Annotated in this window: 14 protein-coding genes; all 14 read right to left on the bottom strand. The window is 63.0% G+C overall.

From position 1 onward, the window contains the following. Positions 1–181: 181 nt before the first annotated feature. A complete protein-coding gene (locus FQV27_RS13425) occupies positions 182–2,338 on the bottom strand; it encodes a malate synthase G (protein ID WP_147099378.1) in 2,157 nt (718 codons plus the stop codon). A 114-nt stretch (positions 2,339–2,452) separates the two neighbouring features. After that, positions 2,453–3,937, bottom strand: a complete 1,485-nt coding sequence (locus FQV27_RS13420) for a nucleobase:cation symporter-2 family protein (RefSeq protein WP_147099376.1) — start codon at positions 3,935–3,937, stop codon at positions 2,453–2,455. 400 nt (positions 3,938–4,337) lie between these two features. Further along, on the bottom strand, positions 4,338–5,156 hold the full coding sequence (locus FQV27_RS13415; protein ID WP_147099374.1) for a bifunctional allantoicase/(S)-ureidoglycine aminohydrolase: 819 nt from the start codon (positions 5,154–5,156) through the stop codon (positions 4,338–4,340). A 109-nt stretch (positions 5,157–5,265) separates the two neighbouring features. Beyond that, positions 5,266–6,549 (bottom strand): guanine deaminase, encoded by a 1,284-nt coding sequence (gene guaD / locus FQV27_RS13410; RefSeq protein ID WP_147099372.1) that lies wholly within the window; start codon positions 6,547–6,549, stop codon positions 5,266–5,268. Then, the gene (gene xdhB / locus FQV27_RS13405; protein WP_147099370.1) at positions 6,546–8,861 is read right to left on the bottom strand and encodes a xanthine dehydrogenase molybdopterin binding subunit; all 2,316 of its coding nucleotides are present in this window, start codon (positions 8,859–8,861) and stop codon (positions 6,546–6,548) included. Before xdhB ends, guaD begins: the two co-directional genes overlap by 4 nt. Position 8,862: 1 nt before the next feature. Then, positions 8,863–10,299, bottom strand: coding sequence for a xanthine dehydrogenase small subunit (gene xdhA / locus FQV27_RS13400; protein WP_147099368.1), 1,437 nt, complete (start codon positions 10,297–10,299; stop codon positions 8,863–8,865). A gap of 71 nt (positions 10,300–10,370) precedes the next feature. Beyond that, positions 10,371–11,078 (bottom strand): urea ABC transporter ATP-binding subunit UrtE, encoded by a 708-nt coding sequence (gene urtE, locus FQV27_RS13395; RefSeq protein WP_147099365.1) that lies wholly within the window; start codon positions 11,076–11,078, stop codon positions 10,371–10,373. Position 11,079: 1 nt separating this feature from the next. After that, entirely contained in the window at positions 11,080–11,820 is a 741-nt protein-coding gene (gene urtD / locus FQV27_RS13390) for an urea ABC transporter ATP-binding protein UrtD (protein ID WP_147099363.1), read from the bottom strand. Continuing rightward, positions 11,817–13,040 (bottom strand): urea ABC transporter permease subunit UrtC, encoded by a 1,224-nt coding sequence (gene urtC / locus FQV27_RS13385; protein WP_147099361.1) that lies wholly within the window; start codon positions 13,038–13,040, stop codon positions 11,817–11,819. The genes urtD and urtC overlap by 4 nt, the downstream gene beginning before the upstream one ends. 3 nt (positions 13,041–13,043) lie before the next feature. Then, positions 13,044–14,945, bottom strand: a complete 1,902-nt coding sequence (urtB, locus tag FQV27_RS13380; RefSeq protein ID WP_147099359.1) for an urea ABC transporter permease subunit UrtB — start codon at positions 14,943–14,945, stop codon at positions 13,044–13,046. 54 nt (positions 14,946–14,999) lie between these two features. After that, positions 15,000–16,283 (bottom strand): urea ABC transporter substrate-binding protein, encoded by a 1,284-nt coding sequence (urtA, locus tag FQV27_RS13375; protein WP_147099356.1) that lies wholly within the window; start codon positions 16,281–16,283, stop codon positions 15,000–15,002. Positions 16,284–16,568: 285 nt separating this feature from the next. After that, positions 16,569–17,186 (bottom strand): urease accessory protein UreG, encoded by a 618-nt coding sequence (ureG, locus tag FQV27_RS13370; RefSeq protein WP_147099354.1) that lies wholly within the window; start codon positions 17,184–17,186, stop codon positions 16,569–16,571. Beyond that, positions 17,183–17,854 carry an urease accessory protein UreF gene (locus FQV27_RS13365; RefSeq protein WP_147099353.1) on the bottom strand — a complete coding sequence of 224 codons (672 nt, stop codon included), beginning with the start codon at positions 17,852–17,854 and terminating at the stop codon, positions 17,183–17,185. The genes ureG and FQV27_RS13365 overlap by 4 nt, the downstream gene beginning before the upstream one ends. Further along, positions 17,826–18,293: an urease accessory protein UreE gene (locus FQV27_RS13360; RefSeq protein WP_147099351.1), complete on the bottom strand. Its 468-nt coding sequence runs from the start codon at positions 18,291–18,293 to the stop codon at positions 17,826–17,828. The genes FQV27_RS13365 and FQV27_RS13360 overlap by 29 nt, the downstream gene beginning before the upstream one ends. Positions 18,294–18,300 lie beyond the last annotated feature (7 nt).

Raw genomic sequence — 18,300 nt, 5'->3', positions numbered from 1 at the left:
TCGGAATAGGGCGCGGATATTACAGATCGGACATTCGTGCCCAGCTTGGCAACGACAACTCTGTCCGCATAAACCTTCATACAAGACGATAGTCCCGACTCGAAGACGACTGACGAGCGCGCTTGAATTTTACGCAGCAAGGATCGGCGCGATCAGGCGCCGATACCTTTACTGCAGCCACCTACGCGACGCCGTGCTGTTCCTTGAACTTGCGGCGATACGCATGCAGCAGCGGCTCGGTATAGCCTGAGGGCTGTTCGCGGCCCTTGAAGACCAGATCGCAGGCGGCCTGGAAGGCCAGCGAGTCCGAGCCGTCGCCCATCGGAAGATAATCCGGATCGCCCTCGTTCTGGCGGTCCACGATAGCGGCGGCTTTCTTCATCGCCTCCATCACGCGATCCTCGGTGACGATGCCGTGATGCAGCCAGTTCGCAAGCATCTGCGACGAAATCCGGCAGGTCGCGCGGTCCTCCATCTGGCCGACATCGTTGATGTCCGGCACCTTTGAACAGCCGACGCCCTGATCGACCCAACGGACGACATAGCCAAGAATGCCCTGCGCGTTGTTCAGGATTTCGGCGTCGATCTCGTCCTCGGGATAGCCGTTTGACGGCGCAAGCGGGATCGTCAGCAGTTCTGACAGCTTGCGGCGCGGGGCCGCCTTCATGATCTCGTCCTGCCGGTCCTTCACATTGACCTGGTGGTAATGCGTCGCGTGCAGGGTGGCGGCGGTCGGCGACGGCACCCATGCGCAGTTTGCGCCTGATTTCGGGTGGCCGATCTTGGCTTCCAGCATCGCTTGCATCCGGTCGGGCATGGCCCACATGCCCTTGCCGATCTGGCCCTTGCCCTGAAAGCCGCACGCAAGCGCGATATCGACATTGCGGTCCTCATAGCTGGACAGCCACGGCTCATCCTTCATCTGCGCCTTGCGCTTCATCAGGCCCGCTTCCATCGAGGTGTGGATCTCGTCCCCCGTACGGTCAAGGAAGCCGGTATTGACGAAGGCGGCGCGATGGCGCGCGGCGCGGATGCATTCCTTGAGATTGGCCGACGTCCGGCGCTCCTCGTCCATGATGCCGATCTTGATCGTGTGGCGCGGCAGGCCGAGAATGTCTTCGACGGCGCCGAAAATCTCGTCCGCCAGCGCAACCTCGTCCGGGCCGTGCATCTTCGGCTTCACGATATAGACCGAGGCTTCGGAATTGGCCTGCGCGCTATTCAGGTCGTGCATCGTGGCCGCGACCGTGAACAGCGCATCCATGATCCCTTCCGGAATCTCCTGCCCTTCGGCGGTCAGCACCGCGGGGTTGGTCATCAGGTGGCCGACATTGCGCACGAACATCAGCGCACGGCCTTTCAGCTTGGCTGCGGTGCCGTCCTGCGCGGTATAGGCAATGTCGGGGTTCAGACTGCGCGTCATTTGCTTGCCGCCCTTTTCGAACGATTCCTCAAGCGAGCCGTCCATCAGACCCAGCCAGTTCCCATAGGCCAGCACCTTGTCGGTGGCATCGACGGCGGCAACGGAATCCTCGCAATCCATGATCGCAGAGATCGCAGATTCCAGCCGCACATCGCTGACGCCGGCCTTGTCGGTCTTGCCGATCGCATGATCGGGGTCGATGTCGATGATGATATGCAGGCCGTTATGGACAAGAACGATGCCGTCAGGCTTTGACGCATCGCCGATATGGCCCGCGAAATTCGACGGATCGGCAAGCGCTGCCTCGCCATTGTCGGTCGTGGCGACCAGTTTGCCGTCCTTGACGGTATAGCCGGTCACATCGGCGTGGCTGGCATCTTTCAGCGGCACGGCCTGATCCAGAAAATCCTTCGCCCAGGCGATCACCTGCGCACCCCGCGCCGCGTCATACCCCTTGCCCTCAGGCAGAGAACCCATCGCGTCCGAGCCGTAAAGCGCATCATAAAGGCTGCCCCAGCGGGCATTGGCGGCGTTCAGCGCGAAACGGGCATTCATCACCGGCACGACCAGTTGCGGACCGCTGATGGTCGCGACCTCGGGATCGACATTGGCAGTATCGATGGTGAAATCGGGGCCTTCGGGCTTCAGATAGCCGATCTGTTCGAGAAAGGCGCGATAGGCTTCGGCATCGAAATCGGCATTGCGATGCGCGACATGCCATTTGTCGATGGCTGCCTGCAGTTCCTCCCGCTTTTCCAGCGCCTCGGCATTTTTGGGGGCGAACCGCGCCACCAGATCGGCGAGACCGGCCCAGAAATCGTCCGCAGATACGTCGATACCTGCCAAAAGCTTGTTCTCGGCAAAATCGGCCAGTTCTGTGGCGACCTGAAGGCCAGCCTTGTCAACATATGCCATATCGGCGTCTCCCTTATCGTTAAATGGGCGCGGCAGAAACCTGCCGCACCCTTGTGGTGGCTCGTCGCGGGCAGGGCAAGCCCTGTTAGCCCAAACAGGACCTGTGCCGCACCGTCAGTGACCGCTATCTGCCTGCATCGCCGCCTCGCGCAGTTCATCATCCGACAGCGGCGCCGCGCCGTTGAAGACCATGTTCAGAACCAGCGCGGTGATTGATGCCAGAAGGATACCGGAATCGATCAGCGGGTGGATGGCATGGGGGATGTGCATCTTGAAGTCGGGGGCGATCAGCGGGATCATCCCCATCCCAAGCGACACCGCGACGATAAACGCGTTGCTGCGGTTGGTCTTGAAGTCCACCCCGGTCAGGATGCGGATGCCCGTCGCGGCGACCATTCCGAACATGACCAGCCCGGCCCCACCCAGAACAACGGTCGGCAGCGCCTCGACCAATGCGCCCATCTTCGGCACAAGACCCAGCACGATCATGATCGCGCCGCCGGCCACACAGACAAAGCGGGACCGCACGCCGGTGACACCGACCAGCCCGACATTCTGGCTGAACGACGTGTAGGGGAAGGTGTTGAACAGGCCGCCGATCAGCGTGCCAAGCCCGTCGGTCCGAAGACCGGCGGCAAGCGCCTGCTGGGTCGGATGGCGGCCGCACATCTCTCCCAGTGCCAGGAACATGCCCAGCGATTCGATCATTACGACGATCATCACCAGCGTCATCGTCAGGATCATGATCGGATCGAAGATCGGCATACCGAAATGGAAGGGTGTGATCAGCGCGAACCAGCCTGCCGTATCGACGCGGTCGAAATGCATCAGCCCCAGTGCGGCGGCGACAAGCGCGCCCACGACGATGCCGGCCAGCACCGCGATATTGCCCAGAAAACCGCGCGCATATTTCATCACCAGAATGATCGTTCCCAGCACGATGGCCGCGATCAGAAAGTTCTGGGGCGCGGCATATGCCGGGTTGTCGACGGTCGGCGCCAGGGCAAAACCCGCCGGGACCGGCGGCGCGCCGTTCAGGCTGGTGACGGTATCGACCCATGCCTGCGCGTCAGGGTTCACGGTCTTTGGCGCGGTCGGCCCGACCGGCAGCCCGAAGATCCAGTTGATCCCGATCCGCATCAGGCTGACCCCGATCACGAGGATGATCGAGCCCGTCACGATTGGCGGGAAAAAGCGGATCAGGCGCGACATCAGCGGCGCAATCAGCATCGAGATGACGCCCGCCGCCATGATTGCCCCGAAAAGCATCCGCGCGCCCTCGGTGCCGGGATTGGCAAGCGCGATTGACACCATCGGCCCGACAGAGGCGAAGGTCACGCCCATCATAACCGGCAGCTTGACCCCGAAATACGGGGTCATTCCGTAGGACTGGATGATCGTGACCAGACCGCAAACGAACAAGTCGGCAGAGATCAGAAAGGCCACCTGCTCCGGCTCCAGCGCAAGGGCGCGACCAATGATCAGCGGCACGGCGATGGCGCCGGCATACATCACCAGCACATGTTGAAGGCCAAGCGTGAACAGCCTGGCGGGCGGAAGAACCTCATCGACGGTATTTGCCGTAATATCCGAGGCCATAATGTCCCCTCCTGTTGCGATTGTTGATGTGTTTTTCTTGTTTTTGGGCTGCCAGACGGCAGCCGGTCAGTTCATTTCTGTCATCTGTGCCAAGGTGCCGGGCGATTTGCCAGACGACACGGATGAACTCGTGGCCCGGCAACCCCAACGATCAGCAATTGACGGCAGCCGATACGTTCGTGCTGAAAAATAAGGCGCTTCGTTGCGCCGATAATACCCGGTCGGGCCGGGACCGGACCCCTTGAAGCAACTTGCCTGCTGCCACGGCACGAACGCGGCTTCACACTATCGTAGTGTAAATTTTACGAATGATTATCGCATAGCATTTGATGCTGCTTCGGCAATTTCAAGAATGTCCTGACTGGCATGAAAGGAAGGCAGAAGGCGCAGGCTTTGCCAGCTACAGCGGCATGTGCCTGTTCACGTCCTTATACAGCAGATAGCGGAACGGCCCCGGCCCACCGGCATAGCACGCCTGCGGGCAAAAGGCGCGCAGCCACATGAAATCGCCGGCCTCGACCTCGACCCAGTCTTGGTTCAGGCGATAGACGGCCTTGCCTTCCAGCACATAAAGCCCGTGCTCCATCACATGCGTTTCCGCAAACGGAATCACACCGCCCGGCTGGAACGTCACGATGGTCACATGCATGTCGTGGCGCAGATCGGCCGGGTCCACGAAACGGGTCGTGGCCCATGCGCCATTGGTATCGGGCATCGCGGTCGGCTCGATCAGGGTTTCATTGGTGACGATCGGATCGGGCGCGTCCAGCCCCTCTACATATTGATATGCCTTTCTGATCCAGTGGAATCGCGCCGGCGCATCGCTTTCGTTTTTAAGCGACCAATCCACGCCCGGCGGGATATATGCATAGCCGCCCGGTTCCAGCCGGTCAGTCTTTCCGGCGACGGTCAGGGTGATCTGACCTTCGACCACGAACAGCACCGCTTCGACGCCCTCATCCGTCTCGGGCCGGTCGCTTCCACCGCCGGGCTGAACCTCGGCGATATATTGCGAGAACGTCTCGGCAAAGCCCGACAGCGGGCGCGCGATTACCCAGAAGCGCGATTTATCCCAGAACGGCAGGAACGAGGTGACGATATCGCTGAACGTGCCCTTCGGGATCACGGCATAGGCTTCCGTGAACATGGCCCTGTCGGTCAGAAGCTGCGTCTGCGGCGGCAAGCCGCCCTTGGGTGCGTAATAGCTGCGATCCGACATGCTCAAACTCCTTCGCGGGCATGTCGCCCATAAGAGCAGCCGCAACAGGCGATTGCTATCCGATTCCGATGCGGCAGGGCAGGAAAGATTTATCGTCTTTTGTTGAAAATCAGGCCCGAGCCTTCATCGGCTTGCCGGCGACGAAGGTTTCCACAACCGCACGGTCATCGCCCATGATCTGAAGCAGGAACAGCTCTTCTGCCAGCGTTTCCATGCGCTCGGCGCGCAGCGCCATGGCAGGCGTGGCCCGACTGTCCAGCACCACCAGATCGGCGTCGAAGCCCGGCGCGATGCGCCCTATCCGGTCATCCATGCCCAACGCAATCGCATTTCCGCGCGTGGCCCAGTGGAAGGCTTGCAACGCGGGCAGGTTCTGCCCGCGCATCTGCAGAACCTTATAGGCCTCGTTCAATGTCTGCAGCATGGAATAGCTGGTGCCGCCGCCCACATCTGTCGCAACCCCGGTGACGACGCCCGCCTTGCGCAGCCCGGCCTCGTCAAACAGGCCGGACCCGAGAAACAGGTTCGAGGTCGGGCAGTGGATCGCCCGTGTTCCGGTTTCCGCCATCCGCGCGATTTCGCGCTCAGACAGGTGGATAGAATGCCCCATCAGGCTGCGCGGCCCCAGCAGCCCGAAACGGTCATAGATATCCAGATAGTCCCGCGCCTGCGGGTACAGGCTGAGGGTAAAATCAATCTCGGCAAGGTTCTCTGACAGGTGCGTCTGGATCGGCAGGTCGGGATGTTCTTCCGCCAGCACGCCCGCCGCTGCCAGCTGATCGGGGGTCGAGGTGATCGCGAAACGCGGCGTGATCGCATAGGTGATCCGCCCCCGGCCGTGCCACCGTTCGATCAGCGCTTTCGTGTCGTCATAGCTTTGCTGGGCCGTGTCCTGCACCGCCAGGATGGCGTTACGGTCCATCATCACCTTGCCGCCCAGCATCGCCATGCCGCGCGCTTCCGCCGCCGTGAACAGCGCATCGACGCTGCCCGGATGGACAGAGGCGAAGGCGCAGGCCGTGGTCGTGCCATGCGTCAGAAGCTGATCGCAGAACGCGCCCGCCATGCGGGTCGCATGGCCTTCATCGGCAAAGCGCGCTTCCTCGGGGAAGGTGTAATTCTGCAGCCAGTCCAGCAGCTGCGCGCCCCAGCTCGCGATGACCTGCACCTGCGGGAAATGGATATGCGGGTCGATGAAACCGGGCAGGATCAGATGCGGGCGATGGTCGATTTCCTGCGCATCGTCGCGCCGCAGTTCGGCATAGTCGCCAACCGCCACGACCTTGGCGTCCTGCACCAGCACTGCGCCATCGTTCAAATAGGTGAAGGCGTCCGCGACCTCTGCCGGATCGGCGTGGAAGGTCAGCACACGCCCACGGATCAGCACGGTCATGCGCGGCCCCGGATGCGTTCAACAGCCTTCAGCACCTCTTCGGGCGTGGCGGGCGCATCCAGATGCGGCGCGACCTTGTAATCCGCGATGGACGCGACCGCATGGCCCAGCGCCTCCCACACGGAAATGCCCAGCATGAAAGGCGGCTCGCCCACGGCCTTGGACCGCTTGATCGTGCGTTCAGGGTTCACCGACCATTCCGCCAGCTTTACGTTGAAAATCTTGGGTCGGTCCGAAGCCAGCGGGATTTTATAGGTGGACGGCGCATGCGTCCGAAGCTGGCCCTTGTCGTCCCACCACAATTCCTCGGTCGTCAGCCAGCCCGTGCCCTGCACGAACCCGCCTTCGACCTGGCCCAGATCAATCGCCGGGTTCAGCGAACGGCCGACATCGTGCAGCACGTCCACGCGTTCGATCACATATTCGCCGGTCAGGGTATCCACGCTGACCTCGGAACAGGCGGCGCCATAGGCGAAATAGAAGAAGGGCCGTCCGGTGCCGGTCTTGCGGTCCCAATGGATTTTCGGCGTCGCATAGAAGCCATCCGACCACAGCTGCACGCGGGCCAGATAGGCCTTTTCGATCACCTCGGCGAAGGGAATATCCTCGCCTTTCACGCGGATATGGTCGGCCACGAATTCGACCTGATCGGGCGTCGCCTCGCGCGCATCGCACAGGAATGCGACCAGCCGCGCCTTGATCTGTTCGCAGGCATCCAGTGCCGCCATCCCGTTCAGGTCCGTGCCGCTCGACGCCGCCGTGGCCGAGGTATTCGGCACCTTTTCCGTCGTCGTCCGCGTCATGCGGATGCGGTTCACATCGACCTGAAAGGCATCTGCAACGACCTGCGCGACCTTGGTGTGCAGGCCCTGCCCCATTTCTGTCCCGCCGTGGTTCACCATGATCGAGCCGTCATTATAGATATGAACCAGCGCGCCCGCCTGATTGAACCATGTCGCGGTGAAGCTGATCCCGAACTTGACCGGCGTCAGCGCGATCCCGCGCCGGATGACGCCGCCCTTCGCGTTATGATCCAGCACCGCCTGACGCCGCGCGGCATAATCGCAGGACGCCTCCAGCTCCTCAAATATCCGAGGCAGGATCTGATCTTCGATTTCCTGATGATAGGGCGTCAGCTGGCCGTTCTGATACAGATTGCGCTTGCGCACCTCCAGCGTGTCCAGACCCAGATCATAGGCGATGTCTTCCATAAGACGTTCCGCCATGATGACGCCTTGCGGCCCGCCGAAGCCCCGGAAGGCCGTGTTGCTGACGGTATTCGTGCGCATCGGGTGACTGCGCAGGACCACATCGGGATAGTAATAGGCGTTATCGGCATGAAACAGCGCCCGATCGGTCACCGGGCCAGACAGATCCGCCGAAAAGCCGCAGCGAGCGTAGAAGTCCCCCTCGACCGACAGAATGCGGCCCTGATCGTCATAGCCCGCCTTATAGTCGATGACGAAATCATGGCGCTTGCCTGTGGCGCTCATATCCTCGTCGCGGTCGGGGCGCAGCTTGACCGGGCGGCCCAGCTTCTTCGCGGCAATCGCGGCCACGCAGGCGAACAGGTTCATCTGCGTTTCCTTGCCGCCGAAGCCGCCGCCCATGCGCCGCACATTCACCACGACGGCATTGGCGGGCACATCCAGCGCATGCGCCACCATATGCTGCACCTCGCTGGGATGCTGGGTGGACACATAGATCTGCATTTCCTCGGCATCCGGCACGGCCATCGCGATCTGGCCTTCCAGATAGAAGTGATCCTGCCCGCCGACCTTCATCCGTCCAGCAGCATGGCGCGGCGCATTTGCCAGCCCCGCCAGCGCATCGCCACGCTTCAAGGTCAGCGGCTCAGTGACATAGCCCATCCCCGCATCCCGCGCGGCAATGGGGTCGAGCGCATGGGGCAGCGCCTCATATTCCACCTTGGCCTTTGCCGCAGCGCGGCGCGCCAGATCACGGGTTTCCGCGATTACGGCAAACAAGGGTTGCCCCCAGAACATCACCGTGTCTGCAGCAAAGATCGGGTCGTCGTTCAGGCCATTGGGGCTGATGTCGTTATGGCCGGGAATGTCCTCGGCCGTCAGCACCGCCACCACGCCCGGCGCATTGCGCACAGGGTCGAGGTCCAGCGACGCGATCCGCCCATGCGCACATTTCGACAGGCCAAGCGCCGCGTGCAGCGTGCCTTTGGGTTCACGCAGATCGTCGGTGTAATCAGCGCGCCCCGTAACATGCAGCTTTGCGGATTCATGCGCGATGGGCTGGTGGGCAAGGCCGGTAACGGCGCTGTCGCTGCGATCCTTCATCTTACTCTCCTGCGGCGCGGGTCAGGCGCACGTCCTCGCCGTCCTGTTCCAGCCAGAAGCGGCGGATCAGGTTGCCCGCCACCGCGCTGCGATAACCTTCGCTGGCGCGCCAGTCGGATAGCGGCGTGAAATCCTCGGCCACGGCCGTCGCAGCCGCCTCGAAACTGTCGCGGGCAAAGGGGCGGCCGCGCAGGGCGGCTTCAGCCTTCGTGGCGCGTTTCGGGGTGCCGGCCATGCCGCCATAGGCGATGCGGGCTTCAACGATCATGCCATGCTCCTCATGCAGCATGATAGCACAGGCGACGGCGGTAATATCGGAATGCGCGCGTTTCGAGACCTTGTAGCCCGCGATCCGTCCCTGCGGCCGAGGGATGATGATGCTCTCCAGAAACTCGCCGCGCTGGCGGTCCTGCTTGCCATATTCGATGAAGAAGCTTTCCAGCGGGATTTCCCGCCGCGTATCGCCACGGCGCAGCACGATCCGTGCGCCAAGCGCGATCAGCACCGGCGGCATTTCCCCGATGGGCGAGCCATTGGCGATATTGCCGCCGACGGTGCCCGCATTCCTCACCTGCCAGCCGCCGATCCGTTCGATATAGTCGACCAGCGACGGAAAGGCGTCCGCGACCACGGGCAGGAATTCAGAATAGGTCACGCCCGCGCCAATGCGGATCTCGCTGTCCGAAACCCCGATCCCCTTCATCAGATGCCCGATGAAAATGGCGGGCGCGATGGGGCGCAGGAATTTCGTCACCCAAAGGCCAACATCGGTTGCACCCGCGACGATGGTGGCATCGGGGTTGTCCGTCAGCGCCTGCGCAAAGGCGTCGGTATCGGCGGGCAGGATCGCGCGCTTGCCGTCTTTCACCACGTCCGCGCCGGGCGGGATCGCAGCCAGCGTCGCCGCGACGCGGTCCCTTTCTGCCGCCAGCGCATCCATCGCCTGCCCGCCCGCCTGCGCAGCCGCGCGCGCCGCCCGCACGATGGGCGCATAGCCGGTGCAGCGGCACAGATTGCCTTGCAGCGCCGTTTCAATCTCGATCACCGAGGGATCGGGATTGCCCATCCACAACGCATACAGCGCCATGACGAAACCGGGCGTGCAGAAGCCGCATTGGCTGCCGTGATGATCGACCATGGCCTGCTGGACCGGATGCAGATCATCGCCCCGCGCAAGATGTTCGACCGTCACGATATGGCAACCATGACAGGCGGCCAGAAAGCGGATACAGGCGTTGATCGGTTCATAGCGCAACGCGCCGTCATGCAGACGCCCGACCAGCACCGTGCAGGCCCCGCAATCGCCTTCCGCGCAGCCTTCCTTGGTGCCGGTCAGGTGGCGGTTCAGGCGCAGGAAATCCAGCAGCGTGTCGTCGGGCGCGACCTCGGGCAGGGTCACTTCGGTATGGTTCAAAAGAAAGCGGATCGGGCTGGACATGGGTTCACTCTGGCTCAACCTTGCCAGCATAAACGCGTTGCGGCCAAGATAAAGCCCCGCGTCAGCTAACCTTACGCCGCGGCAAGGTTTGCCAGCCGGTTATGCAGCGCATCACGCTGCAGATCGGCCTTGGGACCGGCCATCACCACCTGCCCGCGTTCCAGCACGCTGAAACTGTCGCCCAGATCCCAAGCAAAGTCGAAATACTGTTCGACCAGCACGATCGCCATATCGCCCCGGTCGCGCAGGGCCGCGATGACGCGGCCGATCTGGGCAATGATATTGGGCTGGATGCCCTCGGTCGGTTCGTCCATCAGCAGAACCTTGGGCTTGATGACCAAGGCCCGTGCAATGGCCAACTGTTGTTGCTGCCCGCCCGACAGATCGCCGCCGCGCCGCCCGGCCATTTCGGCCAGCACCGGGAAGCTGTCATAGATATCACCCGGCACCTTGCGATCGCCCGCAGGCAGGCAGCCGAAGCCGGTTTCAAGGTTTTCGCGCACTGTCAGCAGCGGAAAGATTGCGCGACCCTGCGGAACATAGCCCACCCCGCGCCGCGCCATTTCCTGCGCGGTGACGCGGCCAAGGCTTTCGCCCATCAGCCGCAATTCCCCGCCGGATCGCGGATGCCGTCCGGCCAGCAGGTTCATCAGGCTGGTCTTGCCAACGCCATTATTGCCCATGACGCAGGTGACGCGGCCCGGTTCGGCCAGCAGGGACACGCCATGCAGGATCTGGCTGCCGCCGTAATGCAGGGTGACGTTGTCAGCTTCGATCATCTCAGCGCCCCAGATAAACTTCGATCACGTCGGAATTGGCCGACACATGGTCAAGCGAGCCTTCAGCCAGCACCGCCCCCTGATGCAGCACCGTCACCTTGCAGTTCAGGCGGCGCACGAATTCCATGTCATGTTCCACGACAACCACCGCCCGCGTCTCGGCCAGCCGTTTCAGCAGCGTCGTCGTCTGTTCACGTTCCGCCAGCGTCATGCCCGCCGCCGGTTCATCGACCAGCAGAAGGCGTGGCTCCTGCGCCAGCAGCATGCCGATTTCCAGCCATTGCTTCTGACCGTGCGAAAGCTCTCCGGCCTTGCGGTGAAGCTGTTCAGCAAGGCCAACTTCTGCCGCCAGTTCCTCGACACGGGCACGCGACGCCTTCCCCGCCTTCCAGACCAGCACCGAAAACGCACCGCGCGGGGCCTTCAGCGCCATGGTCAAGTTGTCGGCCACGCTCTGATCCTCGAACACGGTCGGGCGCTGGAATTTGCGGCCGATGCCTTCGCGGGCAATCTGGGCCTCGGACATTTTCAGCAGCGAACGCGAGGTTTCGCCCCAGCGAACCTGCCCCTCGTCGGGCCGGGTCTTGCCGGTGACGATGTCCATGAAGGTCGTCTTGCCAGCACCGTTCGGGCCGATGATGGCGCGCAGTTCCGCCTCGGCGATGGAAAAGGACAGGTTGTTGATCGCTTTGAACCCGTCGAAGGACTTGGAAATGCCCGAGACTTCCAGAAGATCGCTCATGCCTCTGCCTCCTTCTCGCGCAGGGCACCCAGATCGGGGCCGAGGTCCTTGCCGCGCCGCATCGGGTGGCGCAACCCGGCCACGGCGTCGATGATGGATGATAGCCCGCGCGGCGCGAACAGCGTGACCAGCACGAAGGCCACGCCCAGCAGAACCTGCCACCAGTCCACCCAGTTGATCGTGTAGAAACCAAGGTTCCCATCGGGCGCCTTGCCGCCGGTGAACCAGCTTGACAGAAGCGACACGAAGATCGCCCCGATGACTGCGCCATACAGGCGGCCCCGCCCGCCGATGGCAACCCAGACGGCCAGATAAATCGACGCGATTGGGGCCAGTTCCGCCGGGTTGATGATGCCGGCCTGCGGGTAATACAGCGCGCCTGCAATGGCGCAGATCATCGCGGTCAGGGTGAAGATGAACAGCTTGTAGCCCTCGACCGAATAGCCGAGGAAACGGACCCGCGCCTCGTCATCGCGGATGGCGCGGATGACGCTGCCGAATTTGCCGCTGACCAGCCAGCTTGCCAGAATATAGGCAAGCCCAAGCGCCAGCGCCGAAGCCCACAGGAACCAGATCGAGATGGTGGATTGCGGCACGTCGGTCAGGCCGGGGATGTTCTGCAACCCCGACAGGCCGTTATTGCCCCGAAAGCCGCTGTCATTCTGGAACAGCCACAAGGCCAGTGCCAGCGTCATTGCCTGCGTCAGGATCGACAGATAGACGCCGTTCACGCGCGACCGGAAAGCCAGCCAGCCGAACAGAAAGGCGAAGAGGCCCGGCACCAGCAGCACCAGCAGAAGCTGGATCTTCAGGTCGCCCGCGAAGGTCCAGGTCAGCGGCAGATCGGTTGAGCCCACGACACCGAAGATCTGGCCTGCAATGCCCTGCTGAACCTCGTCCGGGGTCGCGGGGATGGGCGCATTGGCCAGCGTCGCCGTCACGATCTCCTCGGTCCGGGCATACATCAGCCACATGCCGATCATATAGCCACCAAGGGCAAAGAAGGCCATGTGGCCGAGGCTGAGGATCCCCGCATAGCCCCAGACCAGATCCATCGCCAAGGCCGCCAGCGCCAGACACAGGGTCTTGCCGAACAGCTTGACGGTCGAGGTCGGGATGGCGCCGGTGCCATAAGCCTGCGACATGATGGTGACGACCAGCGTGAAGATCGCCAGCACGGCAAGGAAGATCAGCACGGACGGATATTTGCGGATCAGCATGGATCAGCCCTCCACAAAGCGGCCACGGGTCGGGAAGATGCCGCGCGGACGGAACTGGATGAAAATGATGATGAACAGGATCATCCATGTCTGCGCGGCCAGCGTATTCGCGGGGTTCAGAACCTCGATCCCCTTTTGCAGTCCGCCGATCATCGCAGCACCCGCCAGCGTCCCCCAGATATTGCCGACGCCGCCGACAACCACGGTCATGAAGCTTTGCACGATATAGTCGCTGCCAAGCTCGGACGTGACCTTGGCGAACAGCCCGATGGCGACACCCGCGATCCCCGCAATGCCCGAACCAAGCCCGAAGGTCAGCATCGCCACCCGGTCGGGGTTGATGCCCATGCTGGCCGCCATGCCGGGGTTCTGCGTCACGGCGCGCATGTTCAGGCCCATCCGGGTGCGCTTGGTGATATACAGGAACAGGCACAGAAACAGCAGCGCCAACACGAAAATCGCGACGCGGATCGTGGAAATCGAGATAATCTCGCCAAAGCCTACGGACCCGCCCAGCCAGTCGGGCGCGGTCAGCGGTCGCGCCTGCGTGCCGAAAATGTTCTTTGCAAGCTGCTGCAGCGCGATGGACACGCCGAAGGTTGCCAGCAGCGTTTCCAGCGGACGTTTGGCAAGATGCCGGATGACCAGACGATACAGCACGATCCCCGCCAGCGCGGTGACGATGAAGGCCGCAGGCAGCGCCACGATCAGCGACACGGTCTTGTTGGCGATAAAGCCCTGCACGACATAGCCGGTATAGGCCCCCATCATGATGAATTCGCCATGCGCCATATTGATGACGCCCATCACCCCGAAGGTGATCGCAAGCCCGATTGCCGCAAGGAAATAGATGGATGCCAGCGACAGCGCGTCCAGCGTAATATCGACGCTTTGCTGCGCACGCTCGCGAAAGACAAGGCCGTTCAGCGTGCCGCGCGCGGCATCCGTGACCTCGGCCGAAGGTTCGTCGTAAATATCGGCGAAAACGTGGCTTTCCAGCGCCGCATCGACATCGTCAGCACTTGCAGCGGGGCGGACGGTGCCAGCGGCGGCCAGCGCGCGATAAGCGCGGTCGCGGGCATCCGGGCTGTCCAGATTTGCGACGGGGATATTACCGACCTGCCCGTCCGAGATATTCGCAGAAAGCGCCGATTTCTGTTCGGCATCGCTCAGCCGGGGCCGGGCGAGTTCGGCATCGACCAGCAGCCGGTAAGCCTCCTCTCGGGTCAGATCGCTGCCGACGCCAAGATTGCGGGCGATATTGGCATCTGCGGGCAGTTCGGTCGCCGCGATGCGGGTGGTGGACAGCAGCGGGTTCAGCGCCGCCTGCACATCCGCCCCGGTATCGCCGGCGAAGCTTTCGATTGCCGCGACCCGCGCGGCGGGATCGGGGTCGAAGCGGACGGTCAGCAGACGTTCCAGCCGCGTCTTGCGGGCGGCTAGGCCGGGGTCGGGATCGTCCAGCGAAGCCCGCAGCGCCGGCAGATGTTCCGCCGTGGCATCGCGGCCAAGCGCATCAAGTGCTGCGCGACGGCGCGCGGTATCGGGATCGGCAAGCTGCGCTGGCACCAGCGCCGCCGCAATCAGCCCGCGCACGCCGGAATTGGGCTTCAGCGCCTTCACATCGCCTGCGACCGCGGCACCTGTCACCGCATCCGCCGCCGCATCGCCGTCGATGATCGCAAAGCGCCCGTCATCCGTCACGCCGACGCGCCGGTCGCCCCATGCCTCCAGAAACGCGACCGCACCTTCGCCGCTGGCCGCGATTTCGGCAATGACCGGCCCGATGGTCTGGCGCGAGGGCTTTTCGATCTGGTCGCGATTGGCATCAAGCACCGATTGCAGATCCTGCGCCCATGCAGGCGCGGCGATCAGCAGAAGAAGGCAGAAAAGCAGTCGGCGCATGGCGGCCCTTTCGGTTCAGGTCGGTCGGGGCAGCACGAGGCCGCCCCGCGCCGGTCAGTAGTTCGACTGCAGCTGCACGCAGCTGTTCGTGTCGGTGTTGAACATGCCGCATTCCTTGCCCGGCCAGTCGGCATCCAGCACGGCCGATTCCGGCAGGAAGTCGGTCCATGCATCGCCCGGAACCGGATCGGTCTCGCTGACGATGTCAAACTGGCCGTCATCGCGGATTTCACCGATCAGGACCGGCTTGGTCAGGTGGTGGTTCGGCAGGACCGTCGCCATGGTGCCGGTCAGGTTCGGCACCTCGACACCCACGATCGCATCCAGCACGGCGTCGGTGTCGGTGCTGCCCGCCTTTTCAACCGCCGCAACCCATGCGTTGAAGCCGATCATCGTGGCTTCCATCGGGTCGTTGGTCACGCGCTTGTCGTCGCCGGTGAACTTGTGCCATTCCTCGATGAAGGCGGCGTTTTCAGGCGTATCGGCGCTTTCGAAGTAATTCCAGGCGGCCAGATGCCCGACAAGGTTCGCGGTATCCAGACCCGAAAGCTCTTCCTCGCCCACGGAAAAGGCCATGACCGGAATGTCATCGGCGGACACGCCCGCCGCTGCGAGCTCCTTGTAGAAGCCCACATTCGCATCGCCATTGATGGTGGATACCACGCCGACCTTCTTGCCGTCCTTGCCAAGCGCCACGACGTCGGCCACGATCTTCGACCAGTCGGAATGACCGAACGGCGTGTAGTTCACGAAAATGTCGTCCTGCGTGGTGCCGTTATCCTTCAGATAGGCTTCCAGAATTGTGTTCGTGGTGCGCGGATAGACATAATCCGTGCCCAGAAGCGCCCATTTCTCGACGCCCAGTTCGTCACGCATGTAATCCACCGCCGGGATCGCCTGCTGGTTCGGGGCGGCACCGGTATAGATGACGTTCTTCGACGATTCTTCGCCCTCGTACTGAACCGGATAGAACAGCAGCCCGTTCAACTCCTCGATCACCGGCAGCACCGATTTGCGGCTGACGCTGGTCCAGCAACCGAAGATCGCATCGACACCCTGATCGGAAATCAGCTCGCGCGCCTTTTCGGCGAACAAGGGCCAGTCCGAGGCCGGATCGACGACCACCGCCTCGATCTGCTTGCCCAGAACGCCGCCCTTGGCGTTCTGCTGTTCGACCATCATCAGGACAGTGTCCTTCAGCGTGGTTTCCGAAATCGCCATTGTGCCAGACAGTGAATGCAGCACGCCGATCTTGATCGTGTCGTCCTGCGCCCATGCGCTGCCGGCCAGCAGCAGACCCAGCGCCGAGCCTGCCATTATTGATTTCAAACCCGTCATCTTCTTCCCTTTCGGGCCGCACCGATCTGCCCGCTTCCGGCCGGGCCGCAGCGGTGGTAAATGGTGACGGCAACATTGTTGCACCCGTGCGGCGGCATCGTTTCCAAGGCGTTTGGCCGTCGCACACTTCCAGCCACTTCGGGCCGTTCGCATCTGCAGAAAAACGGCTGCCGCGCTTTCAGGCAATCATGCGAGGCGGGTTCGACCCTGCCGTCCTTTCAATTGGCGTCAAATTGGCCAGACTGGCGCGACTTTGCCTGAAATATCGGCATTCGCCGCGCGAAGTCAGGCCCGAGGGGTCAGCCCGCCCTCTCGGATGATGAATTCCGCGACATCTGCCGCGCCTTTGGCCTGCCGCAGCGCAGCCATGACGACCGGGCGCGTCCCGCGCGCGGTTTTCGCATCGCTTTCAAGCAGTTCCGCATCGACGCCGACATAGGGCGCAAGATCGGTCTTGTTCACGACCAGCAGATCGGACCGTGCCAGCCCCGGCCCTTTCTTGCGCGGAATGTCCTGCCCGGCCGCCGTGTCGATCACATAGATCGTCAGATCGGCCAGTTCCGGGCTGAAGGTCGCGGCCAGATTGTCGCCGCCTGATTCGATCAGCACCAGATCCAGATCCGGCAGCTTTTCGTTCAGGTCGGCAATCGCGGCCAGATTGATGCTGGCATCCTCGCGAATCGCGGTATGGGGGCAGCCGCCGGTTTCGACGCCGCGAACGCGGTCCTGCGGCAGAACCTGCGCGCGCATCAGCGCCTCGGCATCCTCGCGGGTATAGATGTCGTTCGTCACCACCGCCATCGACAGGCGCGGGGCCAGCAGGCGGGAAAGTTCGATGGTCAGCGTGGTCTTGCCGGCACCGACGGGACCGCCGATGCCAACGCGAAGGGGGCCGTTCTTCATGTGCGGAATATCCTGACTGTCATTGTTTCGTGTCGCATCTGGGCAATTTCCGCGCCAATGGCACAGCCGCCCAGATCGTCTTCGGTCGCGTCCGCAGCCAATGCCGAAAGGCGCAGGATCACGGGCGACAGGCTGGCAAGGATGCGCTGACCTTCGGCCTGTCCCAATGGCATGAACCGAACCGCCGCCTGAATAAGATTCAGTGCCAGCCCATGCAGGTAAAGCCCGATGACTTCGGCCCGCGGCAAGCCGAAACCCGCAAGCGCCCGACCGACCGAGACGGGCAGCGCAACCGGCATGCTATCCGCCCCGGTAATCGGCGCGGCAGTCGAGGCGAAGGCCGCGCCCTGTTCCAGCGTCTCGGTCAACCGCTCGGATGTCAGGCACATCGCGCGGGCCAACTCGTCCAGCGCCGCATGATCCGCGCCCGGTCGCAGGGCCAGCGACAGGATCACCGCATCGGACCAGCCCGCGCCATATTCCAGCACATCAGCGATCCACGCGGCCAGCGTCGCCGCATTATTGACGCTGCCCTGATCCATCGCCCATTCCAGCCCCTGCGCATAGGCGAAGGCCCCGGTCGGGAAGGCCGGGGACAAAAGCTGCACGGCCAGCAGGCGCGCCCCCTGCTGGTTGGCCTCAGTGGGAATGGCCGAAGGTCCGTCCATGACCGTAAGCACCGCCTTCGGGACGGAAGGGCGCATAACCCTTCGCAATATTCGCACCAAGCTTGCGAAGCATGTCTTCCAGCACCGGATCTGCGCGGATAATCAAATGGTCATCCGCCATTTCGCAGGGGCAATGCCGGTTGCCGATATGCCAGGCAAGTCGCGCCAGATCGCCCTCGATCCGCAGCACGGGTTCATGCGCCTCGACCACCTCGATCGCATTGCCGTCCGCCAGCGCAAAGGCCGCGCCGGGGTCGAGGCTGACGGTCTGTGGCAAGTCCACCATGAAGGCCGCGCCGCCTTCGGTCGACAGGCGCTTTCGGCGCAGGCAGCGCGCTTCGTAATCGAGAACCACCCGGCCCACGACCTTGCGACCGTGATCCGCCGGAAGGATCGCCACCGCGACCCCTAATTCGTCTCCGTTAGCCAGAAAATGCATCGCAGCC

This window comes from Paracoccus aurantiacus (assembly GCF_007993065.1).
Lineage (GTDB): Bacteria > Pseudomonadota > Alphaproteobacteria > Rhodobacterales > Rhodobacteraceae > Paracoccus > Paracoccus aurantiacus.
This window is presented reverse-complemented; position numbering and strand designations above follow the sequence as displayed.

What these genes read in the sequence shown, in the direction of transcription:
- FQV27_RS13425 (WP_147099378.1), bottom strand. Translation starts at nt 2,338, where the DNA reads ATGGCATATGTTGACAAGGCTGGCCTTCAGGTCGCCACAGAACTGGCC.
- FQV27_RS13420 (WP_147099376.1), bottom strand. Translation starts at nt 3,937, where the DNA reads ATGGCCTCGGATATTACGGCAAATACCGTCGATGAGGTTCTTCCGCCC.
- FQV27_RS13415 (WP_147099374.1), bottom strand. Translation starts at nt 5,156, where the DNA reads ATGTCGGATCGCAGCTATTACGCACCCAAGGGCGGCTTGCCGCCGCAG.
- guaD (WP_147099372.1), bottom strand. Translation starts at nt 6,549, where the DNA reads ATGACCGTGCTGATCCGTGGGCGTGTGCTGACCTTCCACGCCGATCCG.
- xdhB (WP_147099370.1), bottom strand. Translation starts at nt 8,861, where the DNA reads ATGAAGGATCGCAGCGACAGCGCCGTTACCGGCCTTGCCCACCAGCCC.
- xdhA (WP_147099368.1), bottom strand. Translation starts at nt 10,299, where the DNA reads ATGTCCAGCCCGATCCGCTTTCTTTTGAACCATACCGAAGTGACCCTG.
- urtE (WP_147099365.1), bottom strand. Translation starts at nt 11,078, where the DNA reads ATGATCGAAGCTGACAACGTCACCCTGCATTACGGCGGCAGCCAGATC.
- urtD (WP_147099363.1), bottom strand. Translation starts at nt 11,820, where the DNA reads ATGAGCGATCTTCTGGAAGTCTCGGGCATTTCCAAGTCCTTCGACGGG.
- urtC (WP_147099361.1), bottom strand. Translation starts at nt 13,040, where the DNA reads ATGCTGATCCGCAAATATCCGTCCGTGCTGATCTTCCTTGCCGTGCTG.
- urtB (WP_147099359.1), bottom strand. Translation starts at nt 14,945, where the DNA reads ATGCGCCGACTGCTTTTCTGCCTTCTTCTGCTGATCGCCGCGCCTGCA.
- urtA (WP_147099356.1), bottom strand. Translation starts at nt 16,283, where the DNA reads ATGACGGGTTTGAAATCAATAATGGCAGGCTCGGCGCTGGGTCTGCTG.
- ureG (WP_147099354.1), bottom strand. Translation starts at nt 17,186, where the DNA reads ATGAAGAACGGCCCCCTTCGCGTTGGCATCGGCGGTCCCGTCGGTGCC.
- FQV27_RS13365 (WP_147099353.1), bottom strand. Translation starts at nt 17,854, where the DNA reads ATGGACGGACCTTCGGCCATTCCCACTGAGGCCAACCAGCAGGGGGCG.
- FQV27_RS13360 (WP_147099351.1), bottom strand. Translation starts at nt 18,293, where the DNA reads ATGCATTTTCTGGCTAACGGAGACGAATTAGGGGTCGCGGTGGCGATC.